Origin of the sequence: Enterococcus sp. DIV1304_2 (assembly GCF_050555445.1) — a bacterium.
In the GTDB taxonomy this organism is placed as follows: domain Bacteria; phylum Bacillota; class Bacilli; order Lactobacillales; family Enterococcaceae; genus Enterococcus_B; species Enterococcus_B pernyi.
On the sequence record NZ_CP187851.1, the window covers coordinates 1,602,299 to 1,626,917 of the forward strand.

General features: G+C 37.8%; 20 protein-coding genes and 1 pseudogene. All 21 read right to left on the reverse strand.

The annotated features are described in order from the left end of the window. Nucleotides 1-10: 10 nt before the first annotated feature. Nucleotides 11-769 carry a YdcF family protein gene (locus tag IGJ14_RS07460; RefSeq protein WP_019722648.1) on the reverse strand — a complete coding sequence of 253 codons (759 nt, stop codon included), beginning with the start codon at nucleotides 767-769 and terminating at the stop codon, nucleotides 11-13. Between the two features lie 21 nt (nucleotides 770-790). Further along, nucleotides 791-1,258 (reverse strand): SprT family protein, encoded by a 468-nt coding sequence (locus IGJ14_RS07465; RefSeq protein WP_019722647.1) that lies wholly within the window; start codon nucleotides 1,256-1,258, stop codon nucleotides 791-793. After that, complete coding sequence (locus tag IGJ14_RS07470; protein ID WP_430607362.1) at nucleotides 1,255-3,435, reverse strand: Tex family protein; 2,181 nt, start codon at nucleotides 3,433-3,435, stop codon at nucleotides 1,255-1,257. The genes IGJ14_RS07465 and IGJ14_RS07470 overlap by 4 nt, the downstream gene beginning before the upstream one ends. A gap of 298 nt (nucleotides 3,436-3,733) precedes the next feature. Continuing rightward, nucleotides 3,734-4,471 carry a metallophosphoesterase family protein gene (locus tag IGJ14_RS07475; RefSeq protein ID WP_066025098.1) on the reverse strand — a complete coding sequence of 246 codons (738 nt, stop codon included), beginning with the start codon at nucleotides 4,469-4,471 and terminating at the stop codon, nucleotides 3,734-3,736. Nucleotides 4,472-4,662: 191 nt separating this feature from the next. Continuing rightward, nucleotides 4,663-5,601 carry a rhodanese-related sulfurtransferase gene (locus IGJ14_RS07480; RefSeq protein WP_019724463.1) on the reverse strand — a complete coding sequence of 313 codons (939 nt, stop codon included), beginning with the start codon at nucleotides 5,599-5,601 and terminating at the stop codon, nucleotides 4,663-4,665. Between the two features lie 194 nt (nucleotides 5,602-5,795). Then, on the reverse strand, nucleotides 5,796-6,167 hold the full coding sequence (locus tag IGJ14_RS07485; protein ID WP_019724568.1) for a VOC family protein: 372 nt from the start codon (nucleotides 6,165-6,167) through the stop codon (nucleotides 5,796-5,798). Between the two features lie 182 nt (nucleotides 6,168-6,349). After that, on the reverse strand, nucleotides 6,350-6,739 hold the full coding sequence (locus tag IGJ14_RS07490; protein ID WP_019724569.1) for a hypothetical protein: 390 nt from the start codon (nucleotides 6,737-6,739) through the stop codon (nucleotides 6,350-6,352). A 107-nt stretch (nucleotides 6,740-6,846) separates the two neighbouring features. Then, a complete protein-coding gene (locus tag IGJ14_RS07495; protein ID WP_229048949.1) occupies nucleotides 6,847-7,245 on the reverse strand; it encodes a hypothetical protein in 399 nt (132 codons plus the stop codon). 15 nt (nucleotides 7,246-7,260) lie between these two features. Beyond that, nucleotides 7,261-8,661 (reverse strand): transposase, encoded by a 1,401-nt coding sequence (locus IGJ14_RS07500; protein ID WP_430607367.1) that lies wholly within the window; start codon nucleotides 8,659-8,661, stop codon nucleotides 7,261-7,263. Continuing rightward, entirely contained in the window at nucleotides 8,658-9,005 is a 348-nt protein-coding gene (locus IGJ14_RS07505) for a DUF3958 family protein (protein WP_019724482.1), read from the reverse strand. Before IGJ14_RS07505 ends, IGJ14_RS07500 begins: the two co-directional genes overlap by 4 nt. Then, complete coding sequence (locus IGJ14_RS07510) at nucleotides 9,005-9,286, reverse strand: TIGR04197 family type VII secretion effector (RefSeq protein WP_019724481.1); 282 nt, start codon at nucleotides 9,284-9,286, stop codon at nucleotides 9,005-9,007. Before IGJ14_RS07510 ends, IGJ14_RS07505 begins: the two co-directional genes overlap by 1 nt. Before the next feature lie 217 nt (nucleotides 9,287-9,503). After that, nucleotides 9,504-10,895 carry an L-cystine transporter gene (locus IGJ14_RS07515; RefSeq protein ID WP_019724480.1) on the reverse strand — a complete coding sequence of 464 codons (1,392 nt, stop codon included), beginning with the start codon at nucleotides 10,893-10,895 and terminating at the stop codon, nucleotides 9,504-9,506. Nucleotides 10,896-11,104: 209 nt separating this feature from the next. Continuing rightward, complete coding sequence (locus IGJ14_RS07520; protein WP_019724590.1) at nucleotides 11,105-11,509, reverse strand: DUF1149 family protein; 405 nt, start codon at nucleotides 11,507-11,509, stop codon at nucleotides 11,105-11,107. A gap of 52 nt (nucleotides 11,510-11,561) precedes the next feature. Further along, complete coding sequence (locus tag IGJ14_RS07525; RefSeq protein WP_029594280.1) at nucleotides 11,562-12,182, reverse strand: HAD-IA family hydrolase; 621 nt, start codon at nucleotides 12,180-12,182, stop codon at nucleotides 11,562-11,564. 54 nt (nucleotides 12,183-12,236) lie between these two features. After that, a complete protein-coding gene (locus IGJ14_RS07530) occupies nucleotides 12,237-12,686 on the reverse strand; it encodes a hypothetical protein (protein ID WP_066026258.1) in 450 nt (149 codons plus the stop codon). 39 nt (nucleotides 12,687-12,725) lie between these two features. After that, complete coding sequence (locus tag IGJ14_RS07535) at nucleotides 12,726-13,397, reverse strand: hypothetical protein (RefSeq protein ID WP_066026257.1); 672 nt, start codon at nucleotides 13,395-13,397, stop codon at nucleotides 12,726-12,728. Nucleotides 13,398-13,609: 212 nt separating this feature from the next. Further along, nucleotides 13,610-21,097 carry a QWxxN domain gene (locus tag IGJ14_RS07540; RefSeq protein WP_195339212.1) on the reverse strand — a complete coding sequence of 2,496 codons (7,488 nt, stop codon included), beginning with the start codon at nucleotides 21,095-21,097 and terminating at the stop codon, nucleotides 13,610-13,612. Between the two features lie 476 nt (nucleotides 21,098-21,573). Further along, nucleotides 21,574-21,948 (reverse strand): P-II family nitrogen regulator, encoded by a 375-nt coding sequence (locus tag IGJ14_RS07545; protein WP_019723997.1) that lies wholly within the window; start codon nucleotides 21,946-21,948, stop codon nucleotides 21,574-21,576. Beyond that, entirely contained in the window at nucleotides 21,945-22,718 is a 774-nt protein-coding gene (locus IGJ14_RS07550) for a DUF1538 domain-containing protein (RefSeq protein ID WP_019723996.1), read from the reverse strand. Before IGJ14_RS07550 ends, IGJ14_RS07545 begins: the two co-directional genes overlap by 4 nt. Next, nucleotides 22,715-23,398 carry a DUF1538 domain-containing protein gene (locus IGJ14_RS07555; protein WP_065096342.1) on the reverse strand — a complete coding sequence of 228 codons (684 nt, stop codon included), beginning with the start codon at nucleotides 23,396-23,398 and terminating at the stop codon, nucleotides 22,715-22,717. Before IGJ14_RS07555 ends, IGJ14_RS07550 begins: the two co-directional genes overlap by 4 nt. A 353-nt stretch (nucleotides 23,399-23,751) precedes the next feature. After that, nucleotides 23,752-24,558 (reverse strand): annotated as a pseudogene (locus IGJ14_RS07560) (carbohydrate ABC transporter permease); the annotation flags it as partial. Between the last annotated feature and the right edge of the window lie 61 nt (nucleotides 24,559-24,619).

Sequence of the window (24,619 nt, forward strand, 5' to 3'; positions counted from 1 at the left end):
AGTGCCCTGATTACCTTTTTAGCGAAACTTTTTCATTCATCGCTAAGAGACGTAAATAAGCAGACCACACCTCATCTGGGATGTCGACATGACCGATAAATCCCGTTCCATTAGGTCCGTAACCTTGGGCATCATCTTTCAAACGAACCATTTCTCCAAATACTAAGGCTTGGAAATAATCAGAAGGCCACAAGTCATTTAGTCTTTGATCAGAGAAGTTGAATCCCTTGGTACTTTCTGTCACTTGTGGAAGTATCGGTACATAATTATAAAAATGAACAGACTCATTGCCCCAATCCTTCTCAAAAGTCGCCTTTGTTCGTCGTTGCAAGGTCGGATCATTCATTAAAAGAACACGTTCAGGTAATGGGCCCTGTGCTTTTAATAACTTGTAAGAAAATGAAGCATTCTCGCCACAATTGGTTGACTTCGTTTCTAACAATAGTGCCTGTTCAGGTAACCTATATTTTTCAAGCAAATAGCGGGCACAAATCTCACTTTCACTTAAACCTTGTTCAAATAAGAATCCTTGTTTTTCAAAATTTTTATAGAGATACTTCGTCGCATGTCCGATCCCACCAACTAAAACGATTTGCTCAACCTGCTGGTTCAAGTAAGCCTTTGCTGCTTCATCTACTAGAACGGGCAGACAATTCCCAGCTAAAATCAGTGTTGGTGCTTTTAGTTCCGAACACTCCTGTGGTTCAGGGTCTGCTAAAAAATCCAATAAGCAATTCCAGTCTGCAATTCTTGATGGTTCACCTGTCATTCTGTTTCTCTCCTCATACAATTATTCAACATCCAAGTACGTGGTTTTTTGCCATATCAATCGTCCTCTACAACGCCCACACAAATAGCGATCTGTATTGATTTTCCTTTTACGATAAATCCATTCAGCACACTTTTGGCATTGATATCCTTCGATTTTTTGCCTTCTATTTGAAGGAATAGCAGGTGCATAACGTAAGCCACCCGTCTTTACCAATAACTGTTTGAAATCTGAGTCACGATGACGATAGCCTTTTCCAGTCAAGTGAAGATGATAATGACACAGCTCATGTTTGATGATCCCGATGATCGTTGCTTGATCGGCTACTGCAAACATCGTCGGATTAAAATCCAAATGGTGATCATTCAAATGGTACCTACCACCTGTTGTTTTCAAACGTTTGTTGAACATTGCTTGGTGCATGAACGGACGCTGAAAGCTTGTCAAAGAAATCTCTTCAACTAACTGTTGCAATTCTTCTTGTGTCACGCTTGATCCTCGTAAGGCGAAAGCATCGTCAGACTGATACGCCCTTTGTTCGTATCCACTTGTTCGATCCAAACAGTGACGACATCCCCAACGGAAACAACATCAGTTGGATGTTTGACGAATTTATTGCTTAATTTAGAGATATGGACTAAACCATCTTGTTTCACACCAATATCGACGAATGCGCCAAAATCAATGACATTGCGGACTGTTCCTTTTAATTCCATGCCGGGTTTTAAGTCTTCCATGCTCAATACATCTGAACGCAAAAGTGGCGCAGGCATTTCATCTCGCATATCTCGTCCTGGTTGGGTCAACCCCTCAAGAATATCTTTTAATGTTTCTTCACCTACTGGCACTTGTTGTGCTAAGCGTTGTGGAGAAATCTGACTTAATTTTTCGATTGCTTCTTTCGTTCCTAAATCCTTTTCAGATAATTGGTTTGCCTGTAAAATCTCTTTTGCTACGGCATAACTCTCTGGATGGATCGCGGTGTTGTCCAGTACATGTTTGCCACCAGGCACACGTAGGAACCCGATCGCTTGTTCATAGGCTTTTGGCCCTAAACGTGGGACCTTCTTCAATTGCGTTCGAGAAGCAAATGCACCATTTTCTTCACGATACGTCACGATGTTTTGAGCAGTCGTCTTATTTAGACCAGAAATATGTTGCAACAACTGAGGACTCGCTGTATTGACATCGACCCCTACTTGGTTCACTGCCGTTTCAACAACAAAATCTAACTGTTCTGCTAATCGCTTTTGTGAAACATCATGTTGATACTGACCCACGCCAACAGCCTTCGGATCGATCTTCACTAATTCAGCCAACGGATCTTGTAGTCTTCTAGCAATCGAAACTGCACTCCGTTCTTCCACTTGTAACTCCGGAAATTCTTTACGGGCAATATCACTTGCGGAATAGACAGAAGCTCCGGCTTCATTGACGATGGCATAAAACGCTTGATGTTTGGCTAACTTCAACTGTTCTGCCACAAATAACTCCGATTCACGGCTCGCCGTTCCATTACCGATTGCAACCATATCCACCTGGTACTGATCAATCAATTTCACAAATGCAGGGCCTGCTTCGGCTCTTTTTGCTTGATTCGCCGGTTTGTGCGGGTAAATCACTTCAATCGCTAAAACCTTACCTGTCGCATCCACCACTGCTAATTTACAGCCGGTACGATAAGCTGGGTCAAAGCCTAAGACAACTTTCCCTTTTAAAGGTGGTTGCAATAACAAGTTACGCAGATTCTCGCCAAATATAGCGATGGCTTGCTCATCCGCTTTTTCGGTCAACTCATTACGGACTTCCCGTTCGATTGCAGGTTGGATGAATCGTTTGTAACTATCGTGGATCGCTAAACGAACATAACTAGCAGAAGGCGAAGCTGTATCAGAAATCAATTGTTTCTCCAAATAAGTTAAAATCGCAGCTTCATCAACCGTTAGATTGACTTTCAACACTTCTTCTTTTTCTCCACGATTGGTTGCTAAGATGCGATGAGAAACGATTTTATGAATTGGTTCAGAAAACTCGTAATACATTTCATATACGCCTTTTTCATCATTCTCTTTGTTCTTGACCGTACTTTCGTATAGCCCCTTATTGTACGTATAGGAACGGACCCATGTTCTGAATTTTGCATTGTCACTTACCTGCTCCGCAATGATCTCATGGGCACCTTGTAAGGCTTCTTCAGGAGACGGAACTTCTTCAGTGACGTATTTAGCTGCTTCGGTCAAAACATCTTCAGATGTAAAGGTCAATAACCAAGTGGCTAAAGGTTCTAACCCTTTTTCTTTCGCAATCGTTGCTTTCGTTCTTCGTTTTTGTTTGTACGGACGATACAAATCCTCTACTTGTTGCATTTTTACAGATTGTGTAATACTTTGTTGTAATTCTGGAGTTAATTTTCCTTGTTCATCAATCAAACGCAAGACTTCGGTTTTACGTTTTTCCAAATTTTCTAAATAAGCATAGCGCTCTTCAATTTCACGAATTTGTACTTCGTCCAAGCTTCCGGTCATTTCTTTACGGTAACGAGCAATAAAAGGCACCGTGTTACCTTCTGCTAATAAATTCAATACTGTCGTTAACTGCTTTGCTTGATAATCTGCCAATTCTTTTTTGACAAGATCTAGAATCGTTGGATTTACTTTGTCTGTCATTAAATAGCCTCTTTTCTAAGTCGAAATCGATTCTTGCGACGGTTTATTCATTAAAAAGCAAGAATCAAAAAATCATACTGATTTATTTTAGCATAGATTCTGGTATTTCTAAATGTAACTAAACAGTGTCTAGAACAAAAATAAAATTCATTTTTGTTTTTAATTTTAAAATGTATAATCGGCGTTTTAAAATCTAACCTTCAGGACTAAGCTAAAAAGCCCAAAAATTTGAAGAACAAATTTCGGGTTTCTCGGCTTATTTATCAGAACTGGACACTTTTATCAAAAACTTTTTTGATCAATCACGTGGTTGCCATGGTCCTTGATTGTTTTGATACTCGATATCTTGGATGATTCCAGTTGGATCAAAAACGACACCATGCATCGATCCGCCAAAGACAGCCCCACCGTCGATCCCGATTTTCTGATCTTGTATCCATAAATCAGTTGTCTGCATATCTCCATGGAGTAGTGGCGTGATCGTATGACCAAATACGATCGTCTTACCTGTCCGATTCTTATGCTCATGAAAAGGCTCTCTGATCCATAAAAAATCTCTAGGGCTAGTATCACGCCAATCTTTTTTAGTTAGATCAACACCCGCATGGACAAAAAGATAGTTTTCCCATTCATAATATAAAGGCAAATTACATAAAAAATCGACTAATTCACGATATCTTGAACGAATCATCATGGCAATCTCAGTTGGTGAATATTCTTCTGCTGCACCTGGATGCAAAAGACTTTCCATTGTTTCTCTTCCACCGTTTCTTAAATAAGATGGATACCAGTCTTCTGGTTCTTGGAGAAACTGTAAGAAGTACTCTTCATGATTGCCTCGCAAGTAGACCGCACCAGTTTCTTTCACTAACTTCATTCCTAGTAATAAGCAATCTTTTGTTTTTGGTCCACGATCATTCAAATCACCAATCAAGACTAATTGATGAATATGTGGATCATAATGTGTTAATAGCTTTTGAAAAAGATCATAACTTCCATGGACATCACCGATTGCATAGACAAATGGTTTATTCATGACACCACCACCTTTTCATTTGATTATATCGCAATTTTATCCTCATAGGTAGCAACAATTTCCGAATAGTTAAAGGAAAAATCTCCTGATTTCAGATGAAAATGAGAGCCACGAAAATTTGAAGAACAACTTTCATGACTCTCATTTTATTTTATAAACACTAACTACGTCTGCTTTGATTGTTAGAAAAATTATACAAATGCTGCTAAATGTGCATCGATTTCTTCCGCAGATAGATTTCTTTCTTTGACATAGCGATTATGCGGATGTTTAGCACAGGCTACTGAACATGAGCCTAAATGTTTTTCTTCATTTTCCACTGAGGCTAACATTTGACGATTACACTCTGGATTTCCACAGTTGATGTAACGTTCGCAAGGAGTACCATCAAACCAGTCTTTTCCAACGATCTGCTTATCTACGCGATTGATGTCGACAGCGATACGCTCGTCAAAAACGTACATTTTGCCATCCCATAGTTCCCCTTGGACTTCTGGGTCTTTGCCATAGGTCGCAATACCACCATGCAATTGACCGACGTCTTTAAATCCTTCTCTCACTAACCACCCAGAAAATTTCTCACAGCGAATCCCGCCCGTACAATAAGTCACGACCCGTTTTTCCATAAACTCTTCTTTATGGTCACGAATCCATTGTGGCAGTTCTCTAAAGCTACGGATATCGGGGCGAACTGCTCCTCTAAAATGCCCAAGATCATATTCATAGTCATTTCGTGCATCGATCACAACCGTATCTTCATCAAGAATCGCTTCTTTAAACTCTTTAGGCGACAAATAAGCGCCCGTCATTTCTTTTGGATCAATGTCATCTTCTAGTTTTAGTGAAACTAGTTCAGGACGCGCACGAACAAACATTTTTTTGAATGCATGACCCTCGCTAGGATCAATTTTGAAAAATGTGTCAGCAAAACGTTCATCTGCCAACATCGCTTTCATGTATGCCTCAGTTTCTGCAATCGTTCCAGAAACTGTCCCATTGATCCCCTCTTCTGCGACAAGGATACGTCCTTTTAAATTAAGTGATTGGCAAAAAGCAAGATGCTCTTTCGCAAAAAGTTCAGGATCAGTGATCGTTGTATATTTATAATATAGTAGTACTTGGTAATCCATTTAGTTACTTCCTTCCATCAATTCATTCCATAATAGTATAAAGAAGTATAAATGAAATGACGATATTTCTGCTTGTGTATTTTTGCGCAAGTATAGTTTACATAATATAAATATCGTAATTTTATGTATTCAAAGACACAAAAAAACCGACTAAAATTTCAGTCGGAGTTCTTGCTTCATTCTTACTAAGTAAGTTATTTTCCTGTCACAGCAAAGTAATTCCCATCAGGATCTGCAAAGTTGAATACATATTCTTCACCTAAATGGACTAAATCACCTAATGTCACTTCTAATTGTTGCATCTTTTTGTATAAACCAAAAATGTCCGCACTATAAAACATCAAAGAAGGTGCCCCACTAGCTGTGCCTGGTGAATGCTGTTCGATAAATTCACGATCATATAAAACAAACGCAGTACCCGCATCTTTTGATTGGGCAATCTCAATAATCAATGTACCATCCATTTCTTGACGATCCAACACAACAAAACCGATCTGCTGCCAGAAATCTGCATTTTTTTCAACATCATCTACGTATAACATGATTTTCATTTCATTTGTAAACATCTATTCATTCCTCCACTTTTTTCGTCCTAGCTAGTTTAGCATAGCTTATAACGAAAATCTATGTTAGAGACATACGGATGAGAAGGGGGATTTATGTCGTTCATTTTATAAGTGAACTCATCTTTTACTGTTCAAGCTTCTTCTATATGAGAGCAATCAGTCAAAAATGTTTTAATATAGCATTATTCGAAAGCTGCATGAATAATAGTCTTCACTTGGATAAGATCTTTTCGAGTATATTTGTAACTTAACTTTCTTTGTTTACTAAAGGACTCACTTGCAGAAATTTTATTGATATAGTACACATCCCCTTTTTCGTTTGCAACTTCTGATAAAACTGTTCTGCCGATTGAAACATCATTAATATATTGAAATTTTTCACCACTATCATCTTGTCCACCAAAAAGAAAAATTTTACAATCATATACTTCATTTATTTGCATAAAATCAAAATTTTTAAAACTAGTAACAGCAGAATCATCAAAACATAAATCAATTGTAGCTGTATCTAAATTTTCCAACTCTAGATTCCGTGTAGCTACTGATGCTTCTATGGAAAGTAGTTTATACATGCGCATGCTCCTAGTTTAAATAGTTACGTGGATTGCTCTTGTTGGTAAATCGGTTGATTCGTTACTTCTCGATTCTCTAACTTTCGTCAGAAACCAAAACATTTATTTCAAATTGATTTTTCTTGCCAAAAGAATCGATTTTCTTCCATGTTTAATTTTTCCACCTGAATCTCTTTACAAACGATATTCATTGTCATCATCGATAGATCAAGAGAACATTCTACAAAGTTCTCATTCCCTTCATATTTTTTCAAGGAAATATCTTGTCCTTCATATCCAAGTTGCCCCCCTCGCATTTCTTTTACATTATCGATTGTTCGCCAATTTGAATCGGTCTCATAACTGACTTTATAACAAGATAAAAAACATATTTTCCAACAACTTTCTTCATTATTTTCTATAAAAATGTATACCTCATCACCATAATACTGAGTTTGAATATCCAATATTGACATATCCCAGTATTCAGTATTATCAATTTTATTTTGTAATAATTCAATATTCATCATTTACCTCCAAAATTAATTATCAGACCAAGGAATATGCGCATCAGAACTTTTTTTGTCTACAATATTTCCTTTCATATCCAATGAATTTTTATTTTCATCAAAAATATGCATATGTTTATATTTGGTAATTTTATCTGGTGGGTCAATCCGAATTCTAAAATTACCTTGTACGTCTTTGATATGAACTCGACCATTGTGTTCAAATATTTGCCAACCTTTCGGTACACTATTCTTTAATTCATTTAATGACATCTGACTAATCTCTTTAGGACTTAGGTTATCCAGCCTAGCATCTACTACCTCTCCAATTTTACCATTTTCCACCTGCTTCACACCAGTAGTCGTCAATACTTTGTAAGACGCATAAGTAAAGCCTAATATCATCAGGGCTTGACCAAGTTCAGATTCATTGATCCATGTGTAGCCGTCTTTGACATATTGCGAGGTAGAGACAATACTGCCTAAGAGTGGGTCTAGTTTTTCGCCAGTTTCATAATTGACGCCTTGACGCCATGCTGCATTGACTTTCTCTTGGTAGGTATCGTACGTCATAAATTGGATCAGTTCAGGTTCTAAGTAGTGACCTACTTTCGTGACATATTGATACAGCTCGGGGTTCACGATGCCATAGCCTGATTGCTTGTCTTCAATTTTCCAAAAGACACGTGGGTTGCCCTCGCTATCGTGAATAATGAGGGCATAGACGTTGTACTTTTCTAGTTCTTTGTTTTTAGTTGGATCGATGCCTTTTTTCTCGTTTTCTGCTTGTTGCCATTTATCTTGGATCGTAGTTGTCCAGGACAAATCTTTCGGCATAGAGAATGTCTTCGTTTGGCTATTCCAAGCAGTTTTCGTTTGAGCAAGGCCTTGATTGACTGCTTGTTCGAGACTTTTGATTTCTGTAAAAAATTGCGCGGTGCTTTGGTTGTAAGCTAAGAGTTTTTGGAGTTTTTCTTCCAGCTTGTGTTTCAAGTCATGATACATCGTGAGTAACAACGTATTCTGATTGAGTTGAAACCCTTGGTGTTCTTCCGGCATATGAGGTGAAAGAAGCAACTGCCGTATCCCCTCGGCTTGGGTGATATATTGATTCATTTGACGAATTTGCGCTTCTAATTCGGATTGTTTCAAGCTGATGGAATCAACTTGATTTATGTATTCCTGTGGAAATCGTTTCGCTGCTTTTTCGACCGCTTCGGAGAGTAAGATCCCTCCTTGGACGAGTGGGTAAAGTATTTGAGAAAAATAGGCTTTCGCAGCGTCGTAGGTTTTCCCTTGGAGATTGGGCGTTTGTAAAGTGAATTGAGTGATGGCTTGTTGGAGATTTTGGTAATCAGTGACTTGTTTTTGGAAGAAGTGACTGGCGCTCGTGGCTTGGGCTAAGGAATCCGAAAGATACATATCGATACTCATGTGTTTTGATCCTCCAACAAAATTTTTCTTTTCTCAAAACTAATCTCATCAAGCTTTTGCGTGATTTTTTGTTGTTGGATCATTTCATGATGTTGGCATTCATCAAAGCCATTCATCAATCGCCTACTTTGATGTGAAAACTCCGAGGTGAATGTTTCGATAGATGTAGAGACATTCGACTTCTGGTAAGACAACTGTAATCGAAATAAGAAGTTTCCGATTTCTTTAAAGTGATTCTGGTAATCTGAACGGCAGGCATCAAGTTGTTTCATTTTCTTTTCCTGTTCTTCTCTTTTTGCTTGCAGCAACGTTTCCTCGGTATCAAGAGTTGTCCATTGATTCATTAGCGTCTCTCCTTAAAAAGATCTCGACTTAACTGAGTGTCTAGTGCAGAAAATCCTTGAGCAGCAGTTTGCAATTGATTAGCAGCGCCTGAGATGGCTGAGGCAATTTGATTGGCTGAGTTTTTGGCGGACGTTATGCTACTTTGAATGTCTTGATTGCCAATTAGCGTGGTGCGTGTGTCATTTTGAAGCGATGATGCTTGGTTTAAAGGGGTGGTTGCACTGGTGATTCTTGAAGTGGACTGTTGGGCTTGTTGAGAATTACTGCTAAATGTGACCATAGATCTCCTCCTCGATTTATATAGACGGTATAGAACGCTTGCATATTCATTATAACAATACATAACCTTCCGTTGGATGAGAATTGTATTAGATAGGTCTTGTTACCTTATTTTTTTATAGATTTTTGAATCAATTATTTCACGTTTACACTTTTCGGAATATATTTTAGTATAAAAAAAAGCGAGAGCAATCTGCTCTCACTTTTCGTTTTTTCGATCACGCATTCACGTCAACGACTTTTGCTTCATCTTTGATCACATCTCGATCAAGATCATTGATACGTGCACTTGTAACAATACCTGCTACCATACTGCCACTTACGTTGACAGCTGTACGAGCCATATCGATCAATGGTTCAACGGAGATAACTAAACCAACGATTGCTACTGGTAAGTTCATTGAACCTAATACGATCAATGAGGCAAAGGTTGCCCCACCACCGACACCAGCTACTCCGAATGAGCTGATTGTTACGATGGCTACTAGTAGCAAGATGAATTGAATGCTAAAGACATCCATTCCAGCTGCTGGTGCAACGATTGTCGCTAGCATGGCTGGGTAAACACCCGCACAGCCATTTTGACCGATCGATAAACCAAAGCTGGCAGCAAAGTTTGCTGTGGCTTCATCCACACCAAGTGCTTTTGTTTGTGTTTCGATATTCAATGGCAAAGCCCCCGCACTTGAACGTGAAGTAAATGCAAAACTTAGTACTGGAAATGTTTTTTTCAAGTAGTCGATCGGGCTGACTTTCACACCGATCAAAATCAAGAAATGAACGATCATCACTGCAAACAATGCAAGATAAGACGCTAACACAAATTTACCTAAGTTCAAAATGGCATCAAAATCACTTGTTGCCATCACGTTCGTCATCAATGCGAACACGCCATAAGGTGTCAAACGCAAGACTAACGTCACGATACGCATCACGATACGGTACAAGCTATCGATCATATCAGCAAAGAATGATGCTTCTTTTGGTGCTTTTCGTTTGATTCCTAAGTAAGCAACCCCAACAAATGCCGCAAAGATCACGACAGCAATCGTACTTGTTGCACGAGTTCCGGCAAGGTCTGCAAAAATATTTTTAGGAATAAATGACAAGATTTGTTGTGGGATACTTAATCCTTCCACTGTTTCTTGTCGTGTCGCTAACTCAGAAATACGAGCAGTTTCGGCTGCTCCTTGCGTAAATTCAGCACCTTGAAGACCAAATGCGATCGTCACACCGATCCCGATCAATGCGGAAATAGCCGTTGTTGCTAATAAAGTGGTCAGCACCGTTGCACTGATTTTACCTAATTTTTCTGATACTTTCATTTTTGTAAAAGCCGCAACGATTGAAACAAAGACTAAAGGCATGATCAACATTTGTAAGAAACTAACGTAGCCGTTCCCAACGATACTGATCCAATCCATGGATTGCGTAATAACCTCGTTTTCTACTCCAAAAATCAGTTGCAAGGCGCCCCCGAATACGATACCGGCAGCTAGCGCAGTGTAAACCCGCGTTGAAAATTTTGCATGGCGCTTTTGCATACGATAAAACACATATAATAATGCCGCAAAAACTAGAACCACTAAAACTGTGATGAGTGTTGTCATTTTCATCCTCCTCTTAATTTGTAATGACAAGTCCATCTAAGGAAGTAAAGGTTCCCGAGAAGAACTCTTCAGCTCTTCTCCTGAAAATATTTTTTTCAGTGACTTATTCATTCTAGACTATTTTCCGAAATTTTTCCTTACTTTTGCTTACAATTAGTAATAGAAAAAAACACCAGTGATAGCTAATAACTATCACTGGTGTTTTTTTCTTAATTTTCTTCTTTGGCTTTTTCTTCTTTTTCTGATTGGAAGTTCAATTTCACACCTGGCGCATCCAAGGCGATCTCTGTTACTTCATAGGCTAGACGTTTGACCATCTCAAAAAGTGGTGCCACTAATTCATCGACCTCTTCTTGCGTCACATCATTTTGATCTTGGACTTTGCGATTCAAGATGTGGTTGATTTGACTAACGCTTCCAGATAACACATATGTATCAAATACTAAACGAAATTCTAAACGGGCACCAACGATGCTATGTTCTTTCGGATAGTTTTCAATTGTCTCTTTTAGTGGTGAAAAACCTACTTTTAAGTCAGTTTGTACCTCTTGATCAGGTTTTAAAAAATCATAATGAAAAGCTTCTACTACTTCTTTTTGTCTTCTAATTTCCATTTTATCACTCCTCTGTTTAAATTATAGCATAACTAAAGTTGAAAGGGGATACTTATTCTGCATTCTTTTCGATTGCTAAAATATCCGCTAGATTCGCCACAATATGGTCGGCAGGAATCTCACCTAAGAAATGATCGATATCATATAGGCAAGTGTGGATCTTTGCGTTGATCCCCGCTTCAATATCTAATCTTCGGTCCCCTACCATCATTGTTTTTTCTGGGTCTAAATGATAACGATCGATCAAGTGATTGATTGCATCAGGTGCTGGTTTTCTGGCAAATCCTTGGTCGATACCAATCACTTCTTCGATCAAATCTGCTAGCTCAAAGACTTTTAAAAGTTTCCAAGTAGAAGCCGTTACACGATGTGTTAAAATATAATGTTTTGCTCCATTCTGTTTTAAACGACGTAAAACCATTTCAGTCTCTTTGAACGGTACTGAGAGTTCTTGATATTGTTCTTCATATTGATGAAACAATTGATTGAAGGAGGCTTCTTCTAATTGATAACTCTCTCGTAGTTTTCTCACTGATTCTTGCTTCATCACGCGATATATTTCCTTTTTTGGTCGTTCGATACCAAAATCTTGTAATGCTTGAGATACTCCTTCAACCATCGCCGGATACGTATCGAACAATGTCCCATCAAAATCCCAAATGTAATTTTTAATCATTCTTTTACTCCTTTTTACTCATTTCACTAGACCTTTGCCTAATATTTTTTCTTATACCTTTGTTGTGAATTGCGTGCCGCACTTTTTACAAGTCACTCGAATCTCACCCTTGCCTTTCGGCGCCCTTTGCTTGAGTTGACAAGTTGGACATGAAAAAATCGTGTAGGTAGCGCTAGCTTGTTGTTCGGGTTGACGTTTCAGTTTATTTTTCATTTTCGTAAACCAGCTTTTGATCGCAACTGTTTTTTGTAAATACGCTTGATTTTCGTTTGAACGAACATAGATTTTCTTTGAACTAAATCGAGCGATGGTCAAAGCGATAAAAACGAAGAAGAGTAGATAGCCTAAACTGAAAGGCAACCAATATCTCACGACAAAGAAAAATAATCCTAAAACTAAAAATAAACGATTTAATGGATCAAAACGCGCATATCTCCCTTTCATGACTTGTTGGTATTTTTGTTGAGCTTTCATTATACGTTGTATCCAAATAGGTCCCATTTTTTTCTCCATTTCTCTTTTATTCAAAAAGAAAAAGCCTTAGTTGGCCTTTTCCATCGTCATTTGTTGTAACACATGACGGTTCCTCATAAAATCGATCACGATCAGTTTTTTTTCATCTTCACGTTTTACTACTCGAAAGGTATCTTGTAAAGGGAATGTTAACTTCTTAGATTGGATTTCCTTCAAGCGAACAAAACGACGGATCAATGAGAGCAATTGTGGAAACTGGATCGATGTGTGTAATAATTCTGGATATTTTTTTAATAACTGCGTTGTTTTAAACAAATTTCTTTTTCGGCTGATTTGTTTTAAAAAACTTTTTAATATCTTTTGCTGCCGCTGAAAGATTGAAAGAGCGCCTTCTTCATCGATCTGGTAACGCATCTGACGTTGTAGATCTTTCACCGATAGATGGACTTCAGTGGTACCTGACTCTACGTTGATTCCTTGAGGGAAAAGTTCTGAAATTGCTTTGTCCCACTCTTTTAATGATACTTCAAGATAGTCATTCATTGGCAGTTGAAGTTCTTGAATAAAAAAATGCTTGGCAGCTTGGATGCCACCTTGTTCGTAAATCTCCCCAATCGTCAACCCTTCTAAATGAAACTCCGGCGAAAAATGCAAGACTGTTTTTTGTTCATCGATTTGTGTATAGATGAATGTCGACCGTTTGAGAATCGTATCTTTTAAAACAACTAAAAAATTCATTCTTCTCCCCCTTTTTTCTACTACAAAATAGCATATTTTCAACGGTTTGTGTGAAAATATGCAGGAGATTTCATAAATTCTTATTCTTTGAATTTTATACGCATATAAAAAACTTATTTTACGGCTCTATTCGTTTTTTTATTCATGTATTTGATGTTATGGGCGATTCGATAACCGTTACCTAGTATCTGAATCTAAAGGTGTCTGACAACTTATAGATTCAATTCGGTGCGCCTTCTGATTTTTTGCTCGTTAATAAGCCTTGTATTCGTATCATTACTATTTGCTTTACCTATATTTTTGATTGTTGAAAAACTTCTATTTCCAGAAGGGGCCTGTGTATGTTGTGAGGCGTTGATTTCTGTCGTTATTTCCGCGTTTTCTAAGGTGGTTTCCAATGGATGCTCGTATAATAAATTCTCCACATTGACTACTTCGATCACAGCAAGAGCAAACAATAGGTCGCCGTTTCCTAGTTGGTCAGCTAGACTTCTTTTCATGGGTGCGCGCTCAAAAAAGTTTCGTCCTAATCCAATATCACGAATACAAGCCATCAGCATCTCAGCATCGGTTATTTGAAGGTTTGCTTTTAACATCTTGTCAGTCAGTATAGCATTCAAGACAGCTTGTTTTGTAACAGTCGGCAATTTTAACATGTCACTTACATTCTCCACAAAAGAATCAAACCCCTCGCCATGAATTAGCTTCAGAAAATTTTTTTCGTATCGCTCTCGAAGATCTTCTCCACTGTTCCTGAAACCTACCGGACTCCTTGGATAACTGATCAAATCGTCCGATGACGCGACAATATGGGTCACTTCGTGCATAAGAGTATCCTTGGGACTTGGCTGCGCTTGAATCCCTGGTCTAGTAGCTGGATCCACATGAAAACTATCAAGCATGAAAATAATTCGACATTCAGGGTCAAACCGCATGACAAACGCATGTGCACCCATGTATCCTTTAATTTGCGAGTAGTAATTCTTTGTCACCTCATCACGCAATAAATCAGTAGATACAAGCCAAATATTTTTAAAATTAAAATCCTCCGTTTGTTGAAGAAGCTGCGCACTTTTTTTTGCAACTGATAACAAGCGCTTCATAATTTCTTTTAAAATTTGTTCTTGATTTTCCGCACCATCTAGTCTAAACATTTCGATTAAGTAAGCTCCCGCAGTTGTAGTTGCAAGAGCCCCTTCTTTTGATAGTTCCTTCTCCTTCTCTATAAATTTCTTGAAATTTTCGTGCGCATTTTTAAACTCTGCAGTAAATTGTTTTAGAAATGGTTTGAGTGATTCTGGTGCCTTAGTGATATCGATACCAGAAAATACACGATAATTCGGATTTGAATCTTTGGGGAAATACCCTTTAATTCCTGAAGTAATTTGTTCTCTTAATTTAGCTTCATCACTGATTACATAAGGCGGGAATTCTGGGACAAACTCCGATAAAACGGGGACTGTCACTTTTGGATCTTCCACTATATCTGTATCATCAGGAAGTTCTATTGCTTGGCGAAGTTTATTCCACTCCTTCGCATAAGGTAGTGTATCTGGAAGCTGGAAATATGGTGGGTATCGATTATCAACTAATACTTGTGATGAAGATGACGCTAGATGATCAAAGAGTGAATCAGCACCTTTTGAAGTGCTAGGAATTTGGTCATCTGGGACCTCGTCTTTCCCACCTGCGGGTTGCGCATAAGATTGAAAATTGAGGGAACGTTTTTCTAGTTCCGTTTCAAATCGGAACTGATCATTTGCTAAATCTAAGCGTAAGACTGTCATCGGTTCAAGAATATCGTTTTTAACTAAATGATAGCGCTGTTTCTCTTTATGGAATAAAACTAATGGGACATAACGCTCATTAATTTTTATATAGGTTCTACCTGTCTCTGAAATCATCAATCCCAAATCATCTGGTGGTGAAAGCGTGCTTGGGTCTTTCAGTGATTGAAATTTATCGATATTTTTGCTTACTTTTTGTACTACTTCTTCAGAGAGCGTTCGCGAAGTGGCTGGTTCGAAATACCATTCAATGCCGTTGTAGTTCACAGGAAAAACCCGTTCTCCTTCACAGATATCATAACGCACGCCTTGCTCCTTGATGACAGTTTCTCTTATAGGCGTAATTTTATTTTTTATTATAATGTAACGCCTACTTTGCTCTCCTTGTTTTTTTCCTGTTAAAATCATTCCATCACCATAAAACTTGACGTTTGGATTCTTTTCCTCGACAAACTGTTGGTCAATATCCACTTTATTGGATAGACGATTGATCAAATCAAGTTGTTCAGAGGTAAAGGAGGCTTGTCCTTCAAACACTCTTAATTGTCCTCCTCGCAACGTATAGTATTCTCCAAAAACATCTCTAGTTTTCAAATTGGTTACTCGCACGTATAGTTGGGCTTTCACCCGTTTGACGAAAACCTTGGGTCCATTTTTCTTCAGCTGAGCGGAAATAAGCTCTTTCGATAATGGTTCTGACGGTTTTTTTATTTTATTTAGCTTTACCAGTAGTGGTTTGATATCTTTTCGAATAAATGCGCGTGTTTTCATATTGATAAGCTTATGGAGGACTAACTGACTACTTCCTTTTGCCAGTTCAACTCCCGGATCAATATAACGGATCACACCTATTACTAGAGACTCGATCTCAGCGATATTGGGAAGGGCTCGCACACTATTTTTAACCATTCCTTCTGCGCCACCCACTATTGTTGCTTTTGCTACGGATAAACCGAATTTCAGATTAAGGGAAGTGACCTGTCCCAATACAGGTAGTAAAAGCACCACATCGATTGTGCAAGAAATAGCTGCTCCTTTCGTATCTCGATTATTGATCCCAACAATGCAATCATAAAATGGAATAAAATGCTTGACACCATCCCAAACAGCACTAGCAACTGTTTTATCATTTCCTGAATCATATAATTGGCGATACAACTGGTCTCGATGTTTCTGAGCAATCCTGTCAATCACTGTTCTCAAATCCCCTTTAGAAGTGATTGCATTCATTCGATCAACTTGACTAGAAAAAGCGTAGTCCTTTTTGCCAATTCGAATCTTTTCCCCAGCTTTCGAATATCCTTCTCCCCAGATATTTTTTTTATCAAACAAGCCATATTTAAGATAGAGCATAGGATCCTGATCTACACGATAGATGGCATACCCTCCCTCTTTATCTAGGTTTTTCAAGGCATACCACCGTTCTTCTTTTTCGTTGACAGCTACCAAAATATTCGTCTTTTCTAAATTAAGAGTTGTATCCAGCCAAGTTTCTCGATTCCCAAAAAATACTGGAGAAATTGATCCTGGTGCGGAAGGCGCATAATAGTGCACTTCATTTTTCAATTGAGTAAATGCTTCATAAATATGTGTCTTTGGAGAAATAATAAAGTTGAAATCTTCTATATTGAGTGAATGAAATGCATACTCCATCAACTTCTTATTTAATGCACGGTGCTTGTCTGCTACTTCTTTTGTTAATTCGGTGTACCATTTTTCTAGATCTCTTGGGATCCATGGCCCGGGGCATGGGTTCCCCCCATCAAGATACACTTGATCTCCAAATAAACTCACTCTTATCCCGAGTCGTTCACACTCTGCTAACACTTCATTCACTAACCCTTTTTTACGCCGCCAGTTTATAAAAGCCTCTTCATACTCTTGATACAGATGCTCAACATCTTCTTGATTTTCCATATAATTGAAATAGCCTTTTTGGTAATAACTCATAAAACTACTTAATGCAAATTCTTTATGAATACCTAACTCCATCGCCTTACTTAACCGCTCTGGCTCTAGTTGTGCTGTAGCTAATAAGGCTGGCACAAAAAAATAATTCAATTCATTTAAATTGTCTATACCTTGATGAGTGGCAATATCAAACAAAAACATTCCAAAAGTATTCGTTTCATTTTTATTGAAATTCGAACGATAGCCTGTATCTTCTAAAAATTTTGAACCAATCAATTGCATCAAAGAGTCATAGTCAGATATCAAAAGCTCATCAGCTAACTGACTTGTTTCTAGAAAATAATTTGGGAGCATTTTTTTTGTCAATAGGATCCATAGTTTTGTTATCGTCTCTTGTTCTTCCTTCTCAGGTCGTTGCTTGATCAAACCTGCTTCAATTAGCTCATGTACCTCAAATAACTTTCTAAGACGGCCGATAGTAAACGTTGCCGGATCAGGAGCGGAAATAATACTTTGGACGATGTAGGTTTCCACCGATTTTTCCAGAACTGTTTCAAATACCCACTTCATGACTGTTGCTTCAGCGTCCTTATTTGAAACCTTCTCATCTGACTTCCCTCCATAAAGATCCAACTCATTAAGGATTATTTTCGCAACTGCCTGAACTTTGTCTGGCATTAACACCGTCCCAACCCCTTCTTGCGTAAACCATTTTCCGACTGCAAGTAAAAGCTCTTCTTTCGTGGGTCGTTCAGATAATAATCCTTTCTGTCGAAAAAAAAGTTCCATTTGGTTCTTGATATTTTCAGATTGCCATTTTGACACTATCGCTTTACTCATAGAATGAGATTGTTTTTGCTCTAAAGTATTTTCTTTAGGTTTCACTTCCATAGATGGAGTGTCCATTTCTATTGTATCTTTCATCCACTTGACAAATATTTGTTGCGCTTCTTCGTTAGAGATCACCCTCTCTTTTTCATCCCCAAGAATTACCCGAACTAATTCTTTCAATTTTCCCCAATCGATCGTATCAATCTCTAACCCTTCTACTAATGCCCAACTAGCGGCACTTGTCACCAAGATATTTTTATTACTTAGATCGTTAGCAAACCCTCTTTCTGATAAAAAATTGGTCATATTTTTGCATATAACCTCATTTTGTTCAATAGTAAAATTGGGTAAAGAAAAAGCCAATGGTTCACTACTCGTTAGTTTTGAGGAATCAATCTCATTCTCATGTAAAAAAGTGATGATTTTCTTTTCTAGTTCTTCCCTTTTATTTCCTTTGTTCCACTCATAGGCATAGTTTCTTTTGTCTTTTTCAATTGTATACCCATAGTACGCATTATTATTCCCCCATTGAAGATAGATGGCAAAAGCTTTATCGATCGATAAATCTTTTTCCTCGAGTTTATACGTTTTTACAATGATTTCTGCTATTTTTTTTACTCGTTTAATTATTTTTTTATAGGTCTCTCCAGCAATAATCCAGTTATCTACCGCTTTTGATACATCCACCAGTGAGGCTCCCTGAATTGGGATTCCCTTGTCATCTAATATCTTTTTCAAATCATAAACTGCTTTTACTATGTTATTCCTTACTTCAAAAAGTGGCGGATAATAGACAAAGGGAATCAATGGATGTTCATGAGATAACAAGTCATAGCGCTCATTGATGAAATCATCATAGATTTGATTACTTTCACTTTTTTGTTCTTGATTACGGGCTAATAAAGAATCTTCCCATGGAGATAACTTATAATAAATCGTTTGCTGATCCATTTTCTGATACTCATTTTTCTCAAGTAAGGTATTGGTTTTCCACTGCATGAAAATTCCGAATAACTGATTGGCTGATAGGGAATCTCCTAGTCTGCTTTGTCCCACTCCATAAGCTTTTAAAATAACATACGCAAGATACTGTGTTTTTCTCGATTTATACGACTTCTTTGAGCCCCAATCTTCTTGGCTATACTTTTCGATTGCTTTTACCAGTTCCAATCCACTGTCAGAAGAGGGTGTAATACCACTTTTTTCAAGGAGTTTCTTTAGTTGTTGATTCACCTCACCAGTTTTTGCCCTATGCTCAAAAAGATCATATTGGTAATAAAAAATCGGTAATAACTCTCCATCGTTTACAAGAGGGTTACGATTATTCATGAGATCTGTCACAAGTTCATCAATTCGCTCTAAGTCTGTTTTCTTAGAGGAAATTGTGGCAGGTGTAGTCTCACTCACAGGCTTGTTTTTTTCTTCATTACTCAAAACATTTGAGGGTGTCCATGTAATTTTTTTTACTATTTTAAATTGAACATTTTTAAATATATTATTGTTTCGCCATTGAAGGAAAATAGCATTTGCTCGCTCATCAGTCATTCCATGAGTTGAGAGGCGACAGGTATCAAAAATGATATGTGCAATCTGTGTTCTTCTATCAATCACTTTTTCAACTACTTCGCTATTTTCCAATTGTTGTAGATTTGCGAATACAGAACGCATGGAGGTATCGTCTTCCAGCCACCAGCCATAACCTTCCTCTCGTAAATATTTTTTGACCGCTGTATTGATTTTTTCCGTCTCATTCCGTTCTTGAAAAAGAGCGTAATTATACCAAAATGGCAGTTGTTTTTCACCCAACTCGTACTCAGGCAAGGTATTTTGAATGTATCTTTTAGTAACTAAAAAAACAAGATTAGAGGTTGCCATTTGCAAAGTCTCATAGGATCTCAACGAAGATTCCAATCGATGATCAGAACGTGGATTCAATGGGCTGATATCAAACCATGGAGCTGCTTCAACTCCCCTTACTTTCAGAACATCCCATTTATCAATATAATCATCCAAAGTATCTGATAGTTTATTAGTTAAACTCCAAAGCTGTGAGAAGATCCCTTCCTCTCTAGCGTGTGTGATCGAACTATTTTTTGAAAAAAACAGTCCTTGAAAAGATTCCGATATGAAATCAACTAGTGATGCAGATACTGACTCTGCATTCTTGGCTTGGTCATCCGATAGCATTTGTTGCTCATCCTTCATGTAAAATACTCGATTTATCATCTCTAGAAAAAGATCGAGCACTGAAGTACCGTTTAAATCTTTCATCTGTTCTGTGAAGGTAGCATTTTCAGGAACGCTAAAAAAAATAGTGAATTGATCGGTCATATCTTTCCAAAAAGCTGCTATCAACGAATCCTCATTGACCGAAACAATCTCGCTGGTACTGCTTGAAGGAACTATGTCAGTTGATTTAAACTGATAGTTAACATTGGCTTCAAATACATTTTTTAATTTCTCAGCCGAATTTTTTGCTATAAAATAGGAGGAATTGGTTTCTTTTGTAGGTTGCTCAAAGGGATTTTGGGAGAGAGTTAGGGATTGCTGTTCATTTGATTGCTGTGCTTTCAGAACAGCTACTTGGCGGATTTTACTAAACTGGTTTTGCGTATGATTCAGAGATTTCTGGGCGCCATGTTGCTCTTGATTAGAAAGTTCACTATTCATCGTATAATTGGCGCGTTTTGAGAATAGCTGTGCAAGCTGCTGCATGTTGAGATGCCATTGATGTGCTTTAGCCGTTAGATAAATCATTGGATTAATTGAGGATAGTTGCTCAATGAGGGGATTGACTGTTTCATGAACGTCTGGATAGCTGAAACGTTTGAGGTCTGCACTTGAACTTGATGAGGGGATTGAGGGGCTATCCATCGTGAATTTCTTTTCTTTTTGGCGAACCTTTAAATGAGTATCTTCTTTAAAAGCAGCTGACTGTTTATTTCCCACTTGCTGACGTGTCAAGGGGACTTCCCCTACTATTTGAAAGTTACCTAAGATATTGCAAATATAAAGGTAACCCGTTAAACTTCTTAGACCTTTTGGCGTAAGCGTATTTCCCATTTGATTTGTACGATAATTCGGCCACATTTGATCATTTAACTGTCTAAAATCCTCGTGACGTCTATTGTACAATTTACCAATCTCTTCGGAATAACTGTCTTTAGTCACTATTCTCACTCCTCAAATTTAGTTTTATTTTTTTCTACATTAAATAAAAAAATAGTACACACACTTTAGAGCCATGACTTAAACTGTTACTATTGTCATAGTATCCGAGCGATTTCTCTTGATGGACTTAACTACTTTAGTAGCACATACATCCACCGATCCTATATTTAATTTGTCTCAAGGCTAATTATAAGTAAATACAAGAAGTCTACCTCACCTTTTTCCAATTAAAAATCGAAAAAAAGTTTATCTAGTCAGAAGTTTCTTTATTCATCATTTTAAGTTGTAACCTATAAAAATGCTGATCCAGCAACATAGACAAGAATTTTTGGCAAAAGAAAAAGCCGTAAAAAACTTAAAATAGCACAAGGTCTATTTTGTTTTTTTCGACTTATTGTCAAAATAAGATTATTAAATTTTCGTATATTTCAAGGTAAGTGCTCTTCCGAATTTAGCAACTTGCATTTGGATGAGTTTCAATTATCTTCTAATAAATCTTTCATTTCAACGACTTCGCGATATTGATGGATTTTCGTAATACCAATCACTTTATCGATATCAATACTAAAACAAATACCATTGCCCGGAACATCGATCTTGATGCCTTTTCCGATCGCATCCATCACTTCATTTGTCAAACTATCTGGTACTAATGTCAGGACGATATCCTTTTCCGGTGAGATATCCAACCCTAAGAATTTTCCTGTGTCATGGACTCCAGAACCACGTCCATGTAAAATCGTCCCCCCTGATGCGCCAGCCTTCTTTGAGTAATCGATCACATCTTCCCCAATGCCACCATCCACGATCGTGACGATCATCTCGAGATTTAGTGCGACTAAATCATTCATTGTTGTTCCTCCATTTGTTGTAATTTTTCTTTGTTTTTCTGATCTTTTTTGTCTTTTTGTTTATAAATGAACCCTAAGACTAATGTTGATAGTATCGGTGTCAATGCGATCATTGCCACCACACCAAATCCATCAATAATTGGATCTCGACCGTCGATCTGTGTGGCGATTGCCACACTCATAGACAAAATAAAGGTAGAACACATCGGTCCTGTTGCGACACCTCCGTTATCAAAAGCCATTGATAGAAAAATCTTATCCACTTTTGCACCTAGGACAAATGCTAAACCATAGCCCGGAACTAGGAAATAATAAAGTGAAAAACCAGCTAATAGGCGCCACATAGACAATCCGACCGCTAAACCGATCCCAATCGAGATCACTGCTAACATGACTTTTGCATGAATCCGACCTTCACTTAGTTCTTCGACTTGTTTGACCATCACATGGATGGCTGGCTCTGCAAAACCTACTAAAAATCCCATAACAAACCCTAAAGGAATGAGGATCTGATTATTCGTTAAAGAAGCAATTGCACTCCCCAGGTGTTGTCCCACTGGTACATAAGCAACATTTACACCATGTAAAAATAAAATCAATCCGATAGTCGTGATCAAAAAACCTTTCATGATATCAACAAACCGTTTTCTCCTCAATTTGAATGAAAGAACGTTCATTAGCACAAATAGGATCACGATTGGTGCTACCGCAAGGATGACTTCATATCCAACTTGTCCAATACCTGTAAAAAAAGTGACCAAAAAATTCATTGGAAGATCACCCCCAGGATCATGACAGCCAAGATAGGCCCAAGTGAAGCAATACCAACCATGCCAAAGCTATCGTTTTCATTTTTTCCTTGGCGGATCATGCTTGTCATTCCACCAGCCAAGGCTAGTATAAACGGAACGGTCACTGGGCCGGTCGTGACTCCACCTGCATCAAAAGCAATCGGCATAAATTCATTACTTGTAAAAAAGGAAGCGATAAGTACCGCAAGATAACCGATCACCATCAATCGATAATACGACAGTTTAAATACGACTCGTAGGAGTGCAAAAGCTAAAAATACGCCGGTTCCCACACTGACTATACCGATCAATAAGACTCGACCAATCTCTCCATCCGATATATCAAATACTTGTTGACCCAATACTTGTACAGACGGTTCGGCAATCGTGATCACGATGCCAATCAGAAAACCCAAACTAATAATGATTGGTAGACTTTTCTTTTTGATCATATATTTTCCGACTAAATCACCAACTTCCATCATCGAATAATCCGCACCAAACAAAAAGAGACTCATACCAACCATCATCATGATTGCTCCTAAAATGAATCTTCCCATGGTTTCAACATCTAATGGTGCAAATACAAAGGTCAGGATAACGATCAATATCGTCATGGGCATGATCGCAATGATTACTTCTCTAAAATTTTTCTTCATATATCCTCCTTACTTCTAGTTTACCTGATTAAAAGTAAGTTTACGAGGAAAAACCGTAAGCGATACCATTTTTATGTAAAAACGGTAAAAAAAACAGCAACAAACTAACTAGGGTATCAAAAAAAATCAACGAATATTGTTTTTTGTCTTTGCAAAAAAAAGGCTCAACTACATGCGATAAGCGATAAAAGCCAGAAATAGATAAACTATTTCTGGCTTTTATCGCTTATTTTTAAGAAGTTTATTTTATAACAAAAGTTATCCGCATATTGTAAATCTAACGGTGACGTTTTTCATATTTTTGATCATTCAAGTGATAGTGCCTGAACATGAAATTTCAGGCTTATTTCTGTCTATTTGACAGAACCAATCATCCCTTGAACAAATTGTTTTTGTAAAACGAAAAACACGAGTGCAGTTGGTAAGGTCGCAATCACCAGTCCACTCATGATCATGCCATAGTCTGGTGTATAGGATGCCCCCATGGCTGATAATACTAATGGAACTGTTCGTTTATCTGGAGATTGTAATGCCACTAAAGGCCAGAGGTAATTGTTCCAACTACTCATAAACGTGATGATCGCCGCTGCGGCATACGTATTTTTAGCTGTTGGTAAATAGACACGAAAGAAAATACTTAATTCTTTAAGACCGTCTAAACGTGCCGCCTCTACTAGGTCCTTAGGAAAGGATTTCGCATTTTGACGGAAAAAGAAAATCAAAAAAGCGGTACTTACTGAAGGTAAGATGACGACTAGAAAACTATTGATTCCTAATATCGTACCATTCAATTGTGAAAACATTCGATATAGCGGGATCATCAATGCCGCAAAAGGGACCATCATCGATAATAACAAAATATTAAAGACGACTTCTTTTCTTTTACTCTTATAGATCTCAAAGCCATAACCTGCCATGGAGGAGATCAATAAAGCAAATATCGTTGTAACCACAGCGATCATTGCAGAATTAAGTAGAGAGCGTGAAAAATTCAAGTCATTCGAAAAGAGATTTTGAAAATTGATCACTAAATTCTCTCCGATCATCAGTTTACCTGAACTAATATCGACTGCTGTATTCGTCATCCCTAAAATCATCCAAACAAACGGGAAAATTGAAATAAAGGAAACGATGACTAAAGAGGTATATTTAAAAATGCTTAAGAGTAACTGTCCGATACTCACTTGCTTTTTTGTCATTGACCGGGGTTGACTACTTGTC